Consider the following 15,526-nt stretch of genomic DNA (forward strand, 5'->3'; position numbering starts at 1 on the left):
GCGTGTCAGTTGATCAACGACCCCCGCAACGAATGCGGTTGCGCCGCATCGATATGCACCTCGGCAAACTGGCCGATCAGGGTCGGATTGTCGCACCGGAAGTTGACGATTCGGTTGTTCTCAGTACGGCCCTGCAATTCGCCGGGGTCTTTTTTCGAGTAGTCGGTGACCAGGATGCGCTGGGTCGAACCGACCATTTGTCGGCTGATCTCGAAACCTTGTTGGTTCAGGCGATGTTGCAGCGCGTTCAGGCGCTCTTTTTTCAGCGCTTCCGGGGTTTCATCCGCCAAGTCGGCCGCCGGGGTGCCGGGGCGCTGGCTGTAGACGAACGAGTAGGAGAAGTCGAAACCGACGTCTTCGATCAGCTTCATGGTCTGCTCGAAGTCTTTCTCGGTCTCGCCGGGGAAGCCGACGATAAAGTCCGAGCTGATGCAGATGCCCGGCACCGCCGCGCGCAATTTGCGCAGTTTGGATTTGTACTCCAGGGCGGTGTGGTTGCGCTTCATGGCCGCCAGGATGCGGTCCGAGCCCGATTGCACCGGCAAGTGCAGGTGCTTGACCAGCTCCGGCACTTCGGCGTGGGCCTGGATCAGGCTGTCGGAAAACTCCAGCGGGTGCGAGGTGGTGTAGCGAATGCGCTCGATCCCGTCCACGGCCGCGACCACGCGGATCAACTCCGCCAGGTCGGCCAGGCGGCCGTCGTGGGTCTGGCCGCGATAACCGTTGACGTTCTGGCCCAGCAGGGTCACTTCACGCACGCCATTTTCGGCCAGGTGGATAATTTCTGACATGACATCGTCAAACGGCCGGCTGACTTCTTCGCCACGGGTGTAAGGCACCACGCAAAAGGTGCAGTACTTGCTGCAGCCTTCCATGACCGACACGTAGGCGCTCGGCCCGTCGATGCGTGGCTCGGGCAAATGGTCGAATTTTTCGATCTCCGGGAAGGACACGTCGACCTGCGGCAGCTTGGTGAGGCGCGCGGCGTCGATCATTTCCGGCAAGCGGTGCAGGGTCTGCGGGCCGAACACCACGTCGACATAGGGCGCGCGGTCGCGGATCGCGGCACCTTCCTGGCTGGCCACGCAACCGCCGACGGCGATCACCATGTCCGGGTTGGCCAGTTTCAGTTCGCGCCAGCGGCCCAGCTGCGAGTAGACACGGTCCTGGGCCCGCTCGCGGATCGAGCAGGTATTGAGCAGGATCACGTCGGCATCTTCGGCGCGGGCGGTGACTTCCAGGGCCTGATGTTCGCCCAGCAGGTCGACCATGCGCGAGCTGTCGTACTCGTTCATCTGGCAACCGTGGGTTTCGATGTAAAGCTTCTTGGCCATGGGAATCGTCAACTGGTGGTAAAGAACCGCGCATTATAGGGGGCATGCCCATTGGTTCCTAGCGCTGTGCATCGGGTGCCATGCTATAGTTCGCGCCCTCTTTTATATCCCCGATGTGTTATCCGCCCACCATGACCAAACGTGAAGCTCCAATCTATAAGGTGATTTTCCTCAACCAGGGCCAGGTGTTCGAAATGTACGCCAAGCAGATCTATCAGAGCGATCTGTGGGGTTTCCTGGAGGTGGAAGAGTTCGTCTTTGGCGAGCGCACCCAGTTGGTCGTCGACCCGGGCGAAGAGAAGCTCAAGGCGCAGTTTGAAGGCGTGGTGCGCAGTTTTGTGCCGATGCATTCGATTGTGCGCATCGATGAGGTCGAGCGCATGGGCACGCCGAAGATCAGCGAGGCGCGGGGCACCAGCAATGTGATGCCGTTTCCGATGCCGATGCCTGAGAAGTAGGGCGTTAGACCGCGTCGCGTCCATCGCAGGCAAGCCAGCTCCCACAGTCGATCGAGTTCCAACTTTGGAATGCATTCAACTGTAGGAGCTGGCTTGCCTGCGATGGCGGTAAAAGGGTTTAGCTGAAATCAGGGCAAGGGTGAAAAGGGCGAACGCCCATCCGCACTCTGCAATTCCTGCAAATAATTGCGGAAAATCTGCCCCAGCACCTGCGTCGCCACTTCCAGCTCATCGCGCTGCATGTGCTCGGCCACTTCATCAGCCGTGTCCAGCGCGTCTTCGGCGCCGTTGACCGCAGCCATTTTCAACACGATGTACGCCTGCACGTTGTTGGCCGGTACGCCTTCGCCTTTGAAAAACATGCTGCCCAACTGAAACTGCGCTTGGGCATGACCCTGCAGCGAAGCTTTCTCGAAGTAGCTCAAGGCCTTGTTGAGGTCACGTGCCGGGTTTTTGCTGTCGTGGAAGTACTCGCCCAACTCGTATTGCGCCTGCGCATCGCCGCCGTCGGCCTGTTTTTGGCACGCGCTCAGGGCTTCGGCCTGGCTGTCTGGCTGGGTATTGAGGGTGCAGCGACCCATCGCTGGGATTAACAACGAGTTGCCGCCTGCTTGTGCATGCGCCAGCAGCGGCTGAAGGAGCAACAGGCAGCCCAGAACCAGGGTGCGGCCGGTGCGTTTCATGGGAATCGACTTACCTCTGACGGGGCGCGCGGACCCTCGGGGGGTCCAATAAGCGCGCATTATGAAATAAGCAGGCCTCTGCTTACAAAGTCTTTACTCGTTTTTCTGCTGGTTGGGCAAGTTATCTGCCGGATTGCAGGTAATTTCTCGAAAAAAGTCGGAAATATCTGTCAGTAAAGTAGCAATCAGGCACCGTTTGCGCGGTGCCTGATGGTGGCTGCCGATTACTTCAGTGCAGCGAAGGCCCGCTCGGCTGCGTCGAGGGTCAGTTTCAGCTCGGCGTCGCCATGGGCGATCGAGGTGAAGCCGGCTTCGAAAGCGCTCGGCGCCAAGTACACGCCGCCTTCAAGCATAAGGTGGAAGAAGCGCTTGAACAGATCGGCATCGCTGCCCATCACGTCATCGAAGGTGACGATATCGTCGGCGCCGCTGAAGTACAGGCCGAACATGCCGCCCGCCTGGGTGGTAACAAAGGGGATACCGGCCGCATCGGCGCGCAGTTGCAGGCCATCGAGCAGGCGAGTGGTGTAGTCGGTCAATTCGGCGTGGAAGCCTGGGCGGCTGATCAGGCGCAGGGTGGTCAGGCCGGCGGCCATCGCCAGCGGGTTACCCGATAAGGTGCCCGCTTGATACACCGGGCCCAGCGGCGCGATGTGCTGCATGATTTCGCGTTTGCCGCCGAAGCAGCCCACCGGCATGCCGCCGCCGATGATCTTGCCGAAAGTGCTCAGGTCCGGCGTCACACCGTAGTGGGCCTGGGCGCCGCCAAGGGCGACGCGGAAACCGGTCATCACTTCGTCGAAAATCAGCACCACGCCGTGCTTGTCGCACTGCTCGCGCAGCCCTTCGAGGAAGCCTGGCGCCGGCGGTACGCAGTTCATGTTACCAGCCACCGGTTCGACGATGATGCACGCCACGTCCTGGCCCACCTCACTGAGCATCTGCTCGACGGCGCCGATGTCGTTGAACGGCAGGGTCAAGGTGTGTTTGGCAAACGCCGCCGGCACACCGGCCGAGCTTGGTACGCCTTGGGTCAGCGCACCGGAGCCGGCTTTTACCAACAGGCTGTCGGAGTGGCCGTGGTAGCAGCCTTCGAACTTGATAATGCTGTCGCGGCCGGTGAAACCACGGGCCAGGCGGATTGCGCTCATGGTGGCCTCGGTGCCGGAGCTGACCATGCGCACCATTTCCATCGACGGCACAATGCTGCACACCAGGTCAGCCATCTCGGTTTCCATGGCGGTCGGCGCGCCGTAGGAAAGGCCGTGTTGCAGTTGCTGACGCACAGCGTCCAGCACGTCCGGGTGGCTGTGGCCGAGGATCATCGGGCCCCAGGAGCCCACATAGTCGACGTAGCGTTTGTCATCTTCGTCGGTGACGTAGGCGCCTTCGGCATGCTTGAAGAACAACGGCGTGCCGCCCACGCTCTTGAACGCACGCACGGGGGAGTTCACACCGCCGGGGATGTGTTTCTGGGCATTGGCAAACAGGGTTTCGGAACGGGACATGATGGGCTCTCTGAAATCAAATCTTGAAAAGGGCGTTGAACGCACGGGCGCGACGCGTGACTTCCTGGGTGCTGTCGGCACCGAACAGGCCGTGCACCACCGCCAGCAGGTCGGCACCGTGGCCCACCAGGGGTTCGGCGTTCTCCAAGGTGACACCGCCGATCACGCAGATTGGCAGGTGCAGACGCTTGCGCGCGTCGGCGAGCATCTCAACGGTGGCGGCCGGTGCGCCGGGCTTGGTGCTGGAATTGAAAAAGCGGCCGAAGGCGACGTAGCTGGCGCCTTCCTTGGCGGCCTGTTCGGCCAGTTCGATATGGCTGTGGCAGGTGGCGCCGATGATCGCCTTGGAGCCGAGCAGCGCACGGGCCGGGGTCAGCGGGCCGTCGGTCTGGCCCAAGTGCACGCCGACACCGAGGCGAGCGGCCAATTCAGCGTCATCGTTGATGATCAGTTGAGTCTTGTAGCGCGAGCACAGTTCCCGCAGTTTTTCCGCTTCACGCAGGCGCCGGGCTTCGTCGCTGCTTTTGTCGCGGTATTGCAGCAGGGTCACGCCTCCGTCCAGCGCCGCTTCGACGTAGGCGAGGAATTTGCCGGCCAATAATTGGCTGTCGGTAATGGCGTAAAGGCCACGTAGTTTCATCGGGCGAGCCTCTCGGCGTTACGAACAGAAATCCAGCGGCAACCGGCGCGGTACAAACTGGCCCTGGCCGAGTTGTTCGGCATCACGCAGGGTGCGCCAAGTGTAGTTGAGCGCCGATTGCACGGCGCTGACCAGGCCTTCGCCCTGGGCGATTCGCCCGGCCAACGCGCTGGCCAACGTGCAGCCCGAACCGTGATAACTGCCGGGCAGGCGCTGGCAGGTAAAGGTCTGGCGCGTGCCGTCGCGACTGTACAGCCGGTTGTGCACTTCGTGCTCGTCGCCGTGGCCGCCAGTGATCAGCAGATGCTTGATGTACGGCAACAGCTTCTCGGCGCACTCATCCGCCGTGCCTTCAGGCAGTTCTGCGAGGATGCGCGCTTCGGGCAGGTTCGGCGTGGCGATCAGCGACAACGGCAACAGCCGCTCGCGCATCGCGAAGCCGACTTCGTCCTTGCCCAGGCTGCCCCCGCCACCGGCGCGCAGTACCGGGTCGCACACCACCGGCAGGTGCGGGTGCGCCTGCAGCAGTTCAACCACGGTGTCGACCATCGCGGTGGAACCGAGCATGCCCAGCTTGACCGCCGCCACCTCGGAATCGCCGAGCACGGCATTGGCCTGGGCCAGTACCCACTCGCGGTCGAGCACGCGGAAATCGCTGACGTTGACGGTGTTCTGCACGGTCAGGGCGGTGACGGCCGGGGCCGCATGGCAACCCTGGGCGAGCAGGGCTTCGATATCTGCCTGCAAGCCGGCGCCACCACTGGGATCATGGCCGGAGAGACAGAGGACAACGGGGCGAGAGCTGTAGATATTCATGGTGCGCGAGCTTACCACCAAACGCTTTTGGCGGGGCCTTCCGACGATGCCTGAATGTTAGACGTATTTATCGCGGTTTATGGCGGTTTGCTAGTATTTGCCGGATGCGGTAGAACGCGCTGTAACCCTTGTTCTAGAGCCTTTCGAAATTTTATTTCAATGGTGTCTAATTGCCTTTAGCGGCTATGCTAGAGTGGATCCAAACGACTAACTGTATTGCCGGTGTACGTCTTCTCAAAAGGATGGGGGGCTTTTTGACATAACCGGACAGGCCACGCTGGGGCTCTATGCGCTATTTGCTGATGTTACTGTTGTGCGGGCTGCCGATGCTCGCCGGCGCCGTTGAGTTCACCCAGGACACGCGAAGCCTGCCGTTGGGTCGGGCCATGCAAGTGCTCGAAGACCCGACCGATGCCTTGACCATCGCTGATGTCAGCGCGCCTTCCGCCGCCGTGCAGTTCAAACTCCACGATAAAGACACCCTGAATGCGGGCTACTCGCGCTCAGTGTTCTGGCTGAAGGTCAATCTGCACTACCAGCCCGATCATTCCGACGCGCAACGCACCTGGTTGCTGGAACTGGCCTACCCGCCGCTCGATCATCTTGACCTCTACTTGCCTGACAGCACCGGTATCTATCGCCTGGCCGGGCGAACCGGGGATGCGCTGGCGTTTTCCGCCCGCGAGATCCGGCAGAACAACTACCTGTTCAAGGTCGACTTTGCCCCTGGGGAGGCGAAGACCGTCTACCTGCGTCTGCAAAGCGAAGGCTCGATCCAGGCGCCATTGACGCTCTGGTCCAGCACCGCCTACCTGGAGCAGCAACCGCTGCGCCTGTACGTATTGGGTCTGATTTATGGCGTGTTGCTCGGCATGCTGGTCTACAACCTGTTCATCTACCTCAGCGTGCGCGACACCAGCTACCTCTATTACATCTTCTATATCGCTTCGTTCGGCATGTACCAGCTGTCGGTCAACGGCGCGGCGGTGGAGTATTTCTGGCCGAACAACCCCTGGTGGGCGAATGCCGCGACGCCGTTCCTGATCGGTGCGTCGGCGTTGTTCGGCAGCCTGTTTGCGCGCAGCTTTCTGCACACGGCCCAGCACAGTCGCTGGATCAACCGCCTGTTGCTGACACTGGTGGCCTGCGGTGGCGTGGTGATGCTGCTGTCGTTGATGACCAGCTATGCCCTTGCGCTGCGCCTGGCCACCGGGTTGGCGCTGGTGTTCACCGTGACTATCTTTGTGGCGGCCATCAAGGCCTGGTATTGCGGCCAGCGAGTGGCGCGCTACTTCATCATCGCCTGGTCGGCGTTCCTGCTGGGTGGGGTGGTGAATACACTGATGGTGCTGGGCTACCTGCCCAATGTGTTCCTGACCATGTACGCCAGCCAGATCGGCTCGGCGATTGAAGTGGCGTTGTTGTCCCTGGCCCTGGCCGACCGCATCAACGCCATGCGCGAGCAACAGGCGCAGATCCTGTTCGACGCCAGCCAGAAGCTCGAAGTGCTCAACCAGCAATTGGCCCGCAGCAACCGCCTCAAGGATGAATTCCTCGCCACCCTGACCCATGAACTGCGCACGCCCATGAACGGCGTGATCGGTTCCCTTGAACTGATGCAAACCCTGCCGCTGGACGCGGACCTGGCGAGCTACCAGCAAACCGCGGCGGGTTCGGCGCGGGACATGATGCGCATGGTCAATGGCATCCTCACCCTCACCGAATTGCAGGCTGGACGCTTGAGTGCCCAGCCCCAGGTGTTCAGCCTGCGCGGCACGCTCGACACCTTGCGCCAGCAGTTCAACGCCAGTGCCCAGGGCAAAGGCCTGGCGTTTTCCATCGACGTGGCGCACGAGCTGCCGGACCGCGTGCTGGGCGATGCCGATAAACTGCTGCAGTGCCTGGACTGCTTGCTCGATAACGCCTTCAAGTTCACCCACGAAGGCTCAGTGCGCCTGCGTGTGGTCGGCGTGCCCCAGAGCGACGGTGCCCTGCACATAAGCTTTATCGTCACCGACACCGGTATCGGCTTTGCTTTCCTCGATGAGGCTACGCTGTATCAGCGGTTCTTCCAGCTCGATGGCTCGACGACGCGCGAGTACGGCGGACTGGGTATCGGGCTGGCGATCTGCCGTCAATTGATCGAGTTGCTGGGCGGGCGCCTTACCCATCATTCCGAACCGAGCAAGGGCAGCCGCTTCCAGCTGGACGTAACACTCAGCCCGGTTGCGCCCGAAGCGAAGCCTGCGCCAGAGCGGCAACGTTCGCCCCAGGAGTGCGCGGTGCTGTTGGTCGATGACAACAGCGTCGGCCAGTGGGTGGTGCGTGGCATGCTGCTCAAGCTGGGTTACCGGGTGAAAACCGTCGACACGGCTCCGAACGCGTTGGCGGCTTTGCAGGGTGGGGATTTTGACGCGGTACTGCTGGATATTCCCGAAGGCGGGTTCTCATTGTGCTGTCAGATTCGGGCACTGCCTGGCTGTGGTGAGTTGCCGGTGATCGCCTTGAGCACTTCGCTCAATGTGTCGGAGCGTGAGGGTTGCCATGGTGTGGGCGTGTCTGATCGCCTGGCCAAGCCGGTGCGGTTCGAGGCGTTGCAAGCGGTGTTGGAACGCCGCTTGTTGTGTCCAGCAGAGGGCAAAAGCGCCGCGTATTCGGCAGGTTTACCACTTTTTTAAGCGGGTTGACGGTGCTTAACTGAAAAGACCGGCCTCTCGGCATGCCCTTGTAGGAGCGAGCTTGCTCGCGAAAAACCTGAGAACAACGCGTTTATCTAGAATGAACGCGTTATCGTTGACGTTCTTCGCGAGCAAGCTCGCTCCTACAGGAGGCGTTGATCGACATTGGCCTTTTTCCTGGAGGCCCGTCATGAACCTGCATCAGTTCGCCGAAACCCACGACGTCACCAACCAGCCCCCGTCCCTGGACGGCACCAACCTGTACCGTATCGATGTGCCCCTGCAAGAATGGTCGCGCCGCTTTGGTGCCGGCTGGGCGCAACCGCGCATCGATGCCTACGGCGCGTTGGCCGGCGGGCCGCTGATGGCGGCCGGGTTCCTGGCGAACCAGAACAAACCGGTGTTCAACAGCCATGACCGTTATGGTCACCGCATCGACCTGGTGGAGTTTCATCCGGCCTATCACGAGCTGATGCGTACCGCCGTCGAGCACGGCCTGCCGTCGCTGCCGTGGGCCCATCCGCAGCACGGCGCCCATGTAGCCCGCGCCGCCATGACGTACCTGCACACCCAGGCCGAAGCCGGCACCGGTTGCCCGCTGACCATGACCTTCGCCTGTGTTCCGGCCCTGCGTTTGCAGCCGGAGTTGGCTGACACCTGGCTGCCGAAAATACTCAGCACCCACTACGACCCGCGCAACGTCGGCATCGCCCACAAGGCCGGCGCCACCATCGGCATGGCTATGACCGAAAAGCAGGGCGGCACCGATGTGCGCGCCAACACCACCCGTGCCTATCCAGTGGGCGCCGGCGGCCCGGGCCAGGCCTATGAGCTGGTGGGCCATAAATGGTTCTGCTCGGCGCCGATGTGCGACGCGTTCCTGACCCTGGCGCAGACCGACAAGGGCCTGACCTGTTTCCTGCTGCCCCGGCACCGCCCGGACGACACACGCAACGCGTTCTACATCCAGCGTCTCAAAAACAAGCTCGGCAACTGCTCCAATGCCTCCAGCGAAGTGGAGTTTCGCGGCGCCCTGGCCTGGATGATCGGCGAAGAGGGCCGCGGCGTGCCGACCATCATCGAAATGGTGGCGATGACCCGCTTCGATTGCATGGTCGGCTCCAGCGCCCTGATGCGCCAGGCGCTGACCCAGGCCAGCCATCATTGTGCCCATCGTTCGGTGGGCGGCCGCATGCTCAGCGAGCAACCGCTGATGCAAAACGTGCTGGCTGACCTGGCGCTGGAAAGCGAAGCCGCCCTGGCCTTGAGCCTGCGCATGGGCCGCGCGTTGGACCACTTGGGCGATGAGCAGGAAGCCAAGTTCGCCCGGCTGGTGACCGCGGTGGGCAAATATTGGATCTGCAAGCGCGCCCCGGCGATGATCAACGAGGCCGCCGAGTGCATGGGCGGCGCGGGGTATGTCGAGGACAGCATCCTGCCGCGCCTGTACCGCGAGGCACCGGTGAACTCGACGTGGGAAGGCTCCGGCAACGTACAATGCCTGGACGTGCTGCGGGCGTTGTCGAAGGAGCCGGGGGTGCTGGAGGCGTTGTTTGTCGAGCTGGGGGACGGCCATGGGGACAAGCAACTGGCGCGGCGGATTGAACAGCTGAAGTCGGCATTCATGGACACCCAGGACATCCAGTACCGCGCGCGACAGCTCACCGAGGATATTGCCGTGGCGTTGCAGGCCAAATTGTTGCTGGAGGCGGGGCATGCGGCGGTCAGCGATGGGTTTATTGCCGGCCGGTTGGGGGAGTCGTCCGGTCGGGTCTACGGCGCCTTGCCGCGTGGCGTGGATGTGGAAGCGCTTGTCGCCCGCGCAACCCCTCAATTTATCTGAATAAACACGGTCAATTGTGGGAGCTGGCTTGCCTGCGATAGCGGTGGGACAGTTATATAGTTGTTGGCTGGCACACAGCCATCGCAGGCAAGCCAGCTCCCACATTGGTAGCATTCCAATTCCTTTGTTTAAGTGAGCCTGGGATACAGGCAAGATAAAGACCTGCAACTCAGTACACAGGATGCTTACCGTGACCGAAGCTTTTGTTGTCGTTCAAACCGCCGAAGAAGCCGTGGATCGGCTGGCGGCCCTGCATGAGCGCGCTACCGGCGCGCTCAATCAAGCCCTCAAGCAATACCTCAAGGACCGCGTAGAGCCCGACGCCGAACAACGCGCGCTGTTTCGCTACCCGGAACTGCGCCTGACCTACCACTGCCACGGCGAAGTCCCACAGACCACCCGGGCGTATGCCAAGGTCCAGTTGCCGGGAACCTACAGCGTTACCGTCACTCATCCGGCGGCGTTCCGTAAATACCTGCTGGAGCAACTGGTGCCGCTGATGCACGATTTCACCGTGACGGTGGAAGTGGGCGTCAGCCAACAGAACATCCCGTATCCGTATGTAGTGGAGCAGGGCGACGAGTTGGCCGGCTCCGGCGTGACCGCCGCGACCCTGGCCCGCGTGTTCCCCAGCACCGACCTGTCGGCCGCCACCGATGGCATTGCCGATGGCCTGTACGATTGGGAAAACACCGACCCGCTGCCGTTGGCGCTGTTCGATGCGGCACGCGTGGACTTTTCCCTGCGCCGCCTGGTGCATTACACCGGCAGCGACTGGCGCCACGTGCAGCCATGGATCCTGCTGACCAACTACCACCGCTATGTCGACCAGTTCATCCTGCATGGCCTGGAACAACTGCGCAGCGATCCGCGGTTTATCCGCATGGTGCTACCGGGCAATGTGATCATCGACAAGAGCATGGACCATGGCGAAGCGTCGGCGATTGCCGCCGGCGTGGTCTGGCACCGCTACCAGATGCCGGCCTACCACCTGCAAGCCACCGACGGTCACGGCGTGACGCTGGTGAACATCGGCGTCGGCCCGTCCAATGCCAAGAACATCACCGACCACCTGGCCGTGCTGCGTCCGCATTGCTGGCTGATGATCGGCCATTGTGGCGGCCTGCGCCAATCTCAGACCATCGGCGATTACGTACTGGCTCACGCCTACATGCGTCGCGACGGGATTCTGGACCGCGTGGTACCGCCGAACATCCCGATTCCGGCCCTGGCCGAAGTACAGATGGCCTTGCAGCAAGCGGCCGCCAACGTGACTGGCGAAAAAGGCGAAGAGCTGAAAAAACGCCTGCGCACCGGCACCGTCCTGACCTATGACGACCGCAACTGGGAACTGCGCTGGGCCCAGGAACGACCGTTGATCAACCTGTCCCGCGCCGTGGCGGTGGACATGGAAAGCGGCACCATCGCCGCCCAGGGTTATCGTTTGCGGGTGCCGTACGGCACGTTGCTGTGCGTATCGGACAAACCGCTGCACAGCGAGATCAAGCTGCCGGGTTCGGCCAACGCGTTTTATGAGCGTGCGGTCAGCCAGCACCTGAAGATCGGCATCGAGGCGGTCGACCTGCTGCGCACCGAACTCAACTCGCTGCACTCGCGCAAACTGCGCAGCTTCGACGAGCCGCCGTTCCGCTAAGCGCTGGGGATGGTCATTTAACGGTCAGGCCACTAGCATTGTCGGTCCTGACCGTTAGATGTTCCTTGCCATGTCCCGTCCCACCCGTCCCGATTCGCGCCGCCCTGGCGCGAAACCTCCGTATTCCGCTGCGCGCCGCGTCGCCAAGGCGCCGCCGGCCGAGCCGAAGTTGATCCTGTTCAACAAGCCGTTCGACGTACTGACCCAGTTCAGCGACGAAGGCGGGCGCGCGACTCTCAAAGACTTTATCGATATTCCCGGCATCTACCCGGCCGGCCGCCTGGACCGTGACAGCGAAGGCCTGTTACTGCTGACCAACGATGGCCAGTTACAGGCGCGCATTGCCGACCCCAGGCACAAGCTGGCGAAAACCTATTGGGTGCAAGTCGAAGGCGAGCCCAGCGAAGAACAGCTGCAACGCCTGCGCGACGGCGTGGAGCTCAACGACGGTAAAACCTTGCCCGCCGAAGCCCGGCCGTTGGATGAACCTGAGTTATGGCCACGCAACCCGCCGGTACGCTTTCGCAAAAGCGTGCCCACCCATTGGTTGGAGCTGGTGATTCGGGAAGGGCGCAACCGTCAGGTACGCCGCATGACGGCGGCCGTGGGCTTGCCCACGTTGCGGCTGGTGCGTGTGCGAATTGGCGATTGGACCCTCGACGGCCTGGATCAAGGCCAGTGGCGGGAAGTACCGGCGCGTTTATAAGGCGCCGGACTCGATCAGGCCGATCACCACGCTCTTGATGATGAACGCGGCCACGCCCAGCCCCAGCACGAAGAACAGGATAAACGAGCCAAAGCGCCCTGCCTTGGACTTCTTCGCCAGGTCCCAGACGATAAAGCCCATGAAAATGATCAGGAGGGTGACCAGGCCGGTCATCATCCATTCTTCAAACAGGACGGGGTCGATGTTGTTCATAGGGACTTTTCCGACAGGGCAGGCGGGCAGTATAGGGCAGGGTCACAGGCGCAATATTGACCTGAGTCGGTCGCGGTCAATGTGGGAGCTGGCTTGCCTGCGATAGCGGTGGACCAGTCAGCCTCACTGTGACTGACAGACCGCCATCGCAGGCAAGCCAGCTCCCACATTTGAACTTCGCTGCCTTTAAGTACGCAGGTGGGTCAGTGGCAGTTCGGTGCTATTCAATACCTGGTTCAGCACAAAACTGGAACGCACACTGGTCACGCCTTCAATGCGGGTCAAATGCCCCAGCAGCAGTTTCTGGTAGTGGTCCATGTCCGGCACCACCACTTTCAACTGGTAGTCGGCATCCATCCCCGTCACCAGGCTGCACTCCAATACCTGTGGCAGGGTGCGGATCGCCGCTTCGAAATTCTCGAAACGCTCGGGGGTGTGGCGGTCCATGCCGATCAGCACATAGGCCGTGAGGCTCAGGCCGAGCATCTTGCGGTCGAGCAACGCGACCTGGCGGGCGATGTAGCCGTCGTCTTCCAACTGCTTGACCCGGCGCGAGCACGGCGAAGGCGACAGGCCGATTCGCTCGGCCAACTCCTGGTTGGAGATCCTCGCGTCACGCTGCAATTCCGCCAGAATACTCAGGTCGTATCGGTCAAGCTTGCTCATCGGGTTAACCTTTGTCGTAACTATTGCGGTGAATTATCCATGAAGGGTTAAAAATTGCGCAAGCACTGTTTATTGACGCAATCTTCGCAATCATCTGTCGGGCGCGGGCGGGTATCGTTATCAACAGAATCACCGCCTGGACAACAGTCCACAGCAGCCCGCCCAATCAGGTGCGCTGCGGCCGCCACCCCAGCAGGGTTGAGCCGGCCTCCAGGCTGCACACTGTCCACAAGACGGCGTGAGGTGAGCCAACGCCAAAAGCGTTGAGCCAGGACGAAGTTCTCAAGGGGTGGCCGACGGGTCGCCCCTTTTCTTTTGCCTACTGATAACCTGTGCCAGAACCGGGCCTCGCTTTTCCAGTCTTATGGACAGGCCCTAATCCGCAGTGAGGAATAGCATGAAGCGCATCTGGCGTATGGCAGGTGTTGGTTTGCTGGTGGTCAGTGTCGGCACGCAAGTAGTGGCCGACGAGCGCGATAACTCACCGAATCAGGGGCAGCGGCCGCAGGGCGGAGGTGGGCAGCATGAGCGTGGTCCTGAAGGCGGGCGGCCGGAAAGTAATCCGCCGCGCCCTGAGAACAATCAGCCACGCCCGCAGAATCAGCATTTTGAACGTGGCGGCCCTGACGGCGGCGGCCAATGGCAAAGCCGTCCGCTAAACAATGAGCAGCCTCGGCCGGCGCCGCAGCCCCAGCCGGCGAACAACCTGCCGATCCAGGGCCGGCCCGATACCGTGCGTCAGACCCAGGAACCGCGCCAGGGCTACTACCGCGACATTCCCCGGCGCAACGACGACAACCGACACTGGGAGGCGGGTGGCCCCGGTTCGCGCCCCGGCTACAACGGCCATCCCAACGATAACCGCTGGCCAGGCCGTCCCGACGGCCACGGCAATGGCTGGGGCCCGGGCCCGCAGTATCGCCCCGGCTATATCGTCGACCGCTTCCCGGAGCGTAATTACCGTGTGCCCTATCGTGGCCAGGATTACTTTTTCTCGGGCGGCTACTGGTATCGCCCGCAAGGCCCGCGCTACGTCGTGGTCGCTCCGCCGTATGGCATCCGCGTGCATTACTTGCCGGACTATGCCCGAGAAGTATGGGTGGGCGGTTCGCTGTTGTTCCTCGCCGCCGGCGCTTACTACGCCTACGAAGAAAGCACCCAGCAGTACGTGGTGGTGCAACCACCGGCGGCTGTGCCCACGCCGCCGCCCGCGCCGCAGGGCAACGGTTATGACGTGGTGGCGTACCCCGCCAACGGCCAGTCACCGGCCCAGGTGCAGCAGGACGGCAATGACTGTTATCGCTGGGCGGTGCAGCAAAGCGGCTTCGACCCCCAGCAAGTCACCTACGCCCCCGACCCGGCCGTGGTGCGCACCTACCGCCAGGCCCAAGGCAATTGCCTGAGCAGCCGCGGCTATCAGGTGCAGTACTAGGCCTTATTGCCCGTGACCACTTCCCGTGGGTCGGCGTGCACCAGCACTTCGGCGCGCGGGTAGGCTTGGTGGATGGCATCGGCGGCTCTGTCGCTGATGCCGTGGGCGACGGACAGCGTCAATTCCCCCGGCAGCTCCAGGTGCAACTGCACAAACCAATGGTTGCCCGACACGCGCGTGCGCAAGTCATGGGCACCCAATACCCCCGGTACGCCACGGGCCAGTTCCAGCATGTGCTGGCTCACATCCGGCGGCAGTTCCTCATCCATCAGCACCGCAAAGCTTTCGCGGGCAATCTGAATCGCGCTCCATAAGATGTAGGCGGCGATGCCCAGGCCGAACCAGGCGTCCACCCGATGGTAGCCAACGCCGGCCAGGATCAGTGCCACCAGAATGCTGCCGTTGAGCATCAGGTCCGAACGGTAGTGCAGCGAGTCGGCGCGCACGGCGTTGGAGCCGGTTTCACGGACCACCCGGTGTTGCAGCATCAACAACGCCACGGTCAGCACCAGGGAGAAGACGATCACCCCGATGCTCAACCACGGCGCGCCCACCGGTTCCGGGTGTTGCAGGCGCCCGTAGGCCTGGAACGCGATCAGTACCGCGCTGCCGCCGATAAACAGCGCCTGGGCCATGCCCGACAGCGACTCCGCTTTGCCATGCCCATAGCGGTGATCGTCATCGGCCGGGCGCAGCGCGTAATGCACGGCCACCAGGTTAAGTAGCGAGGTCACGCCGTCCAGCAGTGAGTCGGTCAGCCCGGCGAGCATGCTCACCGAGCCGCTGAACCACCAGGCGATGGCCTTGGTGACAATCAGCACACAGGCCACGCCCACCGACGCGCGGGTGGCCAGGCGCAAGAGCCTGGCGTGTTCGGCACTGCTGGTCATAAACG

14 protein-coding genes are annotated in these 15,526 nt (G+C 62.2%); 6 read left to right on the forward strand and 8 right to left on the reverse strand.

Annotated features, from left to right (window positions below):
- Positions 1-5: 5 nt before the first annotated feature.
- Positions 6-1,334: a tRNA (N6-isopentenyl adenosine(37)-C2)-methylthiotransferase MiaB gene (gene miaB / locus BLL36_RS17920; protein WP_076952680.1), complete on the reverse strand. Its 1,329-nt coding sequence runs from the start codon at positions 1,332-1,334 to the stop codon at positions 6-8.
- Positions 1,335-1,465: 131 nt separating this feature from the next.
- Here miaB and BLL36_RS17925 point away from each other — a divergent pair, with 131 nt between their 5' ends.
- Positions 1,466-1,792 carry a DUF1820 family protein gene (locus tag BLL36_RS17925; protein WP_076952681.1) on the forward strand — a complete coding sequence of 109 codons (327 nt, stop codon included), beginning with the start codon at positions 1,466-1,468 and terminating at the stop codon, positions 1,790-1,792.
- A 128-nt stretch (positions 1,793-1,920) separates the two neighbouring features.
- Here BLL36_RS17925 and BLL36_RS17930 read toward each other — a convergent pair whose 3' ends face one another.
- The 4 genes from BLL36_RS17930 to BLL36_RS17945 form a co-directional block, all read right to left on the reverse strand.
- Complete coding sequence (locus BLL36_RS17930) at positions 1,921-2,475, reverse strand: tetratricopeptide repeat protein (protein ID WP_076952682.1); 555 nt, start codon at positions 2,473-2,475, stop codon at positions 1,921-1,923.
- A gap of 224 nt (positions 2,476-2,699) precedes the next feature.
- Positions 2,700-3,983, reverse strand: a complete 1,284-nt coding sequence (gene hemL, locus BLL36_RS17935) for a glutamate-1-semialdehyde 2,1-aminomutase (protein ID WP_076952683.1) — start codon at positions 3,981-3,983, stop codon at positions 2,700-2,702.
- Between the two features lie 16 nt (positions 3,984-3,999).
- Entirely contained in the window at positions 4,000-4,623 is a 624-nt protein-coding gene (gene thiE, locus BLL36_RS17940) for a thiamine phosphate synthase (RefSeq protein WP_076952684.1), read from the reverse strand.
- 18 nt (positions 4,624-4,641) lie between these two features.
- Positions 4,642-5,439, reverse strand: coding sequence for a hydroxymethylpyrimidine/phosphomethylpyrimidine kinase (locus tag BLL36_RS17945; RefSeq protein WP_076952685.1), 798 nt, complete (start codon positions 5,437-5,439; stop codon positions 4,642-4,644).
- A 287-nt stretch (positions 5,440-5,726) separates the two neighbouring features.
- On the opposite strand from BLL36_RS17945, the gene BLL36_RS17950 reads away from it, so the two are divergent.
- The 4 genes from BLL36_RS17950 (at position 5,727) to BLL36_RS17965 (ending at position 12,320) form a co-directional block, all read left to right on the forward strand.
- The gene (locus BLL36_RS17950) at positions 5,727-8,117 is read left to right on the forward strand and encodes a hybrid sensor histidine kinase/response regulator (protein ID WP_076952686.1); all 2,391 of its coding nucleotides are present in this window, start codon (positions 5,727-5,729) and stop codon (positions 8,115-8,117) included.
- 190 nt (positions 8,118-8,307) lie between these two features.
- Entirely contained in the window at positions 8,308-9,960 is a 1,653-nt protein-coding gene (locus BLL36_RS17955) for an acyl-CoA dehydrogenase family protein (protein WP_076952687.1), read from the forward strand.
- 181 nt (positions 9,961-10,141) lie between these two features.
- Positions 10,142-11,614: an AMP nucleosidase gene (gene amn, locus BLL36_RS17960; protein ID WP_162232034.1), complete on the forward strand. Its 1,473-nt coding sequence runs from the start codon at positions 10,142-10,144 to the stop codon at positions 11,612-11,614.
- Between the two features lie 70 nt (positions 11,615-11,684).
- Complete coding sequence (locus BLL36_RS17965) at positions 11,685-12,320, forward strand: pseudouridine synthase (protein ID WP_076952875.1); 636 nt, start codon at positions 11,685-11,687, stop codon at positions 12,318-12,320.
- Here the strand turns inward: BLL36_RS17965 and BLL36_RS17970 are convergent.
- Positions 12,315-12,524: a DUF2788 domain-containing protein gene (locus tag BLL36_RS17970; RefSeq protein WP_065891203.1), complete on the reverse strand. Its 210-nt coding sequence runs from the start codon at positions 12,522-12,524 to the stop codon at positions 12,315-12,317. The two genes, BLL36_RS17965 and BLL36_RS17970, sit on opposite strands and share 6 nt — an antisense overlap.
- A 195-nt stretch (positions 12,525-12,719) precedes the next feature.
- Entirely contained in the window at positions 12,720-13,199 is a 480-nt protein-coding gene (locus tag BLL36_RS17975; protein WP_003194418.1) for an Lrp/AsnC family transcriptional regulator, read from the reverse strand.
- 397 nt (positions 13,200-13,596) lie between these two features.
- Between BLL36_RS17975 and BLL36_RS17980 the strand changes: the two genes are divergently transcribed.
- Positions 13,597-14,631 carry a DUF6515 family protein gene (locus BLL36_RS17980; RefSeq protein ID WP_076952688.1) on the forward strand — a complete coding sequence of 345 codons (1,035 nt, stop codon included), beginning with the start codon at positions 13,597-13,599 and terminating at the stop codon, positions 14,629-14,631.
- Here BLL36_RS17980 and BLL36_RS17985 read toward each other — a convergent pair.
- Positions 14,628-15,521, reverse strand: a complete 894-nt coding sequence (locus BLL36_RS17985) for a cation diffusion facilitator family transporter (protein WP_076952689.1) — start codon at positions 15,519-15,521, stop codon at positions 14,628-14,630. The genes BLL36_RS17980 and BLL36_RS17985 overlap by 4 nt on opposite strands.
- Positions 15,522-15,526 lie beyond the last annotated feature (5 nt).

Origin of the sequence: Pseudomonas cedrina subsp. cedrina (assembly GCF_001983175.1) — a bacterium.
GTDB classification, from domain to species: Bacteria; Pseudomonadota; Gammaproteobacteria; order Pseudomonadales; family Pseudomonadaceae; genus Aquipseudomonas; species Aquipseudomonas cedrina.

What these genes read in the sequence shown, in the direction of transcription:
- miaB (WP_076952680.1), bottom strand. Translation starts at nt 1,334, where the DNA reads ATGGCCAAGAAGCTTTACATCGAAACCCACGGTTGCCAGATGAACGAG.
- BLL36_RS17925 (WP_076952681.1), top strand. Translation starts at nt 1,466, where the DNA reads ATGACCAAACGTGAAGCTCCAATCTATAAGGTGATTTTCCTCAACCAG.
- BLL36_RS17930 (WP_076952682.1), bottom strand. Translation starts at nt 2,475, where the DNA reads ATGAAACGCACCGGCCGCACCCTGGTTCTGGGCTGCCTGTTGCTCCTT.
- hemL (WP_076952683.1), bottom strand. Translation starts at nt 3,983, where the DNA reads ATGTCCCGTTCCGAAACCCTGTTTGCCAATGCCCAGAAACACATCCCC.
- thiE (WP_076952684.1), bottom strand. Translation starts at nt 4,623, where the DNA reads ATGAAACTACGTGGCCTTTACGCCATTACCGACAGCCAATTATTGGCC.
- BLL36_RS17945 (WP_076952685.1), bottom strand. Translation starts at nt 5,439, where the DNA reads ATGAATATCTACAGCTCTCGCCCCGTTGTCCTCTGTCTCTCCGGCCAT.
- BLL36_RS17950 (WP_076952686.1), top strand. Translation starts at nt 5,727, where the DNA reads ATGCGCTATTTGCTGATGTTACTGTTGTGCGGGCTGCCGATGCTCGCC.
- BLL36_RS17955 (WP_076952687.1), top strand. Translation starts at nt 8,308, where the DNA reads ATGAACCTGCATCAGTTCGCCGAAACCCACGACGTCACCAACCAGCCC.
- amn (WP_162232034.1), top strand. Translation starts at nt 10,142, where the DNA reads ATGCTTACCGTGACCGAAGCTTTTGTTGTCGTTCAAACCGCCGAAGAA.
- BLL36_RS17965 (WP_076952875.1), top strand. Translation starts at nt 11,685, where the DNA reads ATGTCCCGTCCCACCCGTCCCGATTCGCGCCGCCCTGGCGCGAAACCT.
- BLL36_RS17975 (WP_003194418.1), bottom strand. Translation starts at nt 13,199, where the DNA reads ATGAGCAAGCTTGACCGATACGACCTGAGTATTCTGGCGGAATTGCAG.
- BLL36_RS17980 (WP_076952688.1), top strand. Translation starts at nt 13,597, where the DNA reads ATGAAGCGCATCTGGCGTATGGCAGGTGTTGGTTTGCTGGTGGTCAGT.
- BLL36_RS17985 (WP_076952689.1), bottom strand. Translation starts at nt 15,521, where the DNA reads ATGACCAGCAGTGCCGAACACGCCAGGCTCTTGCGCCTGGCCACCCGC.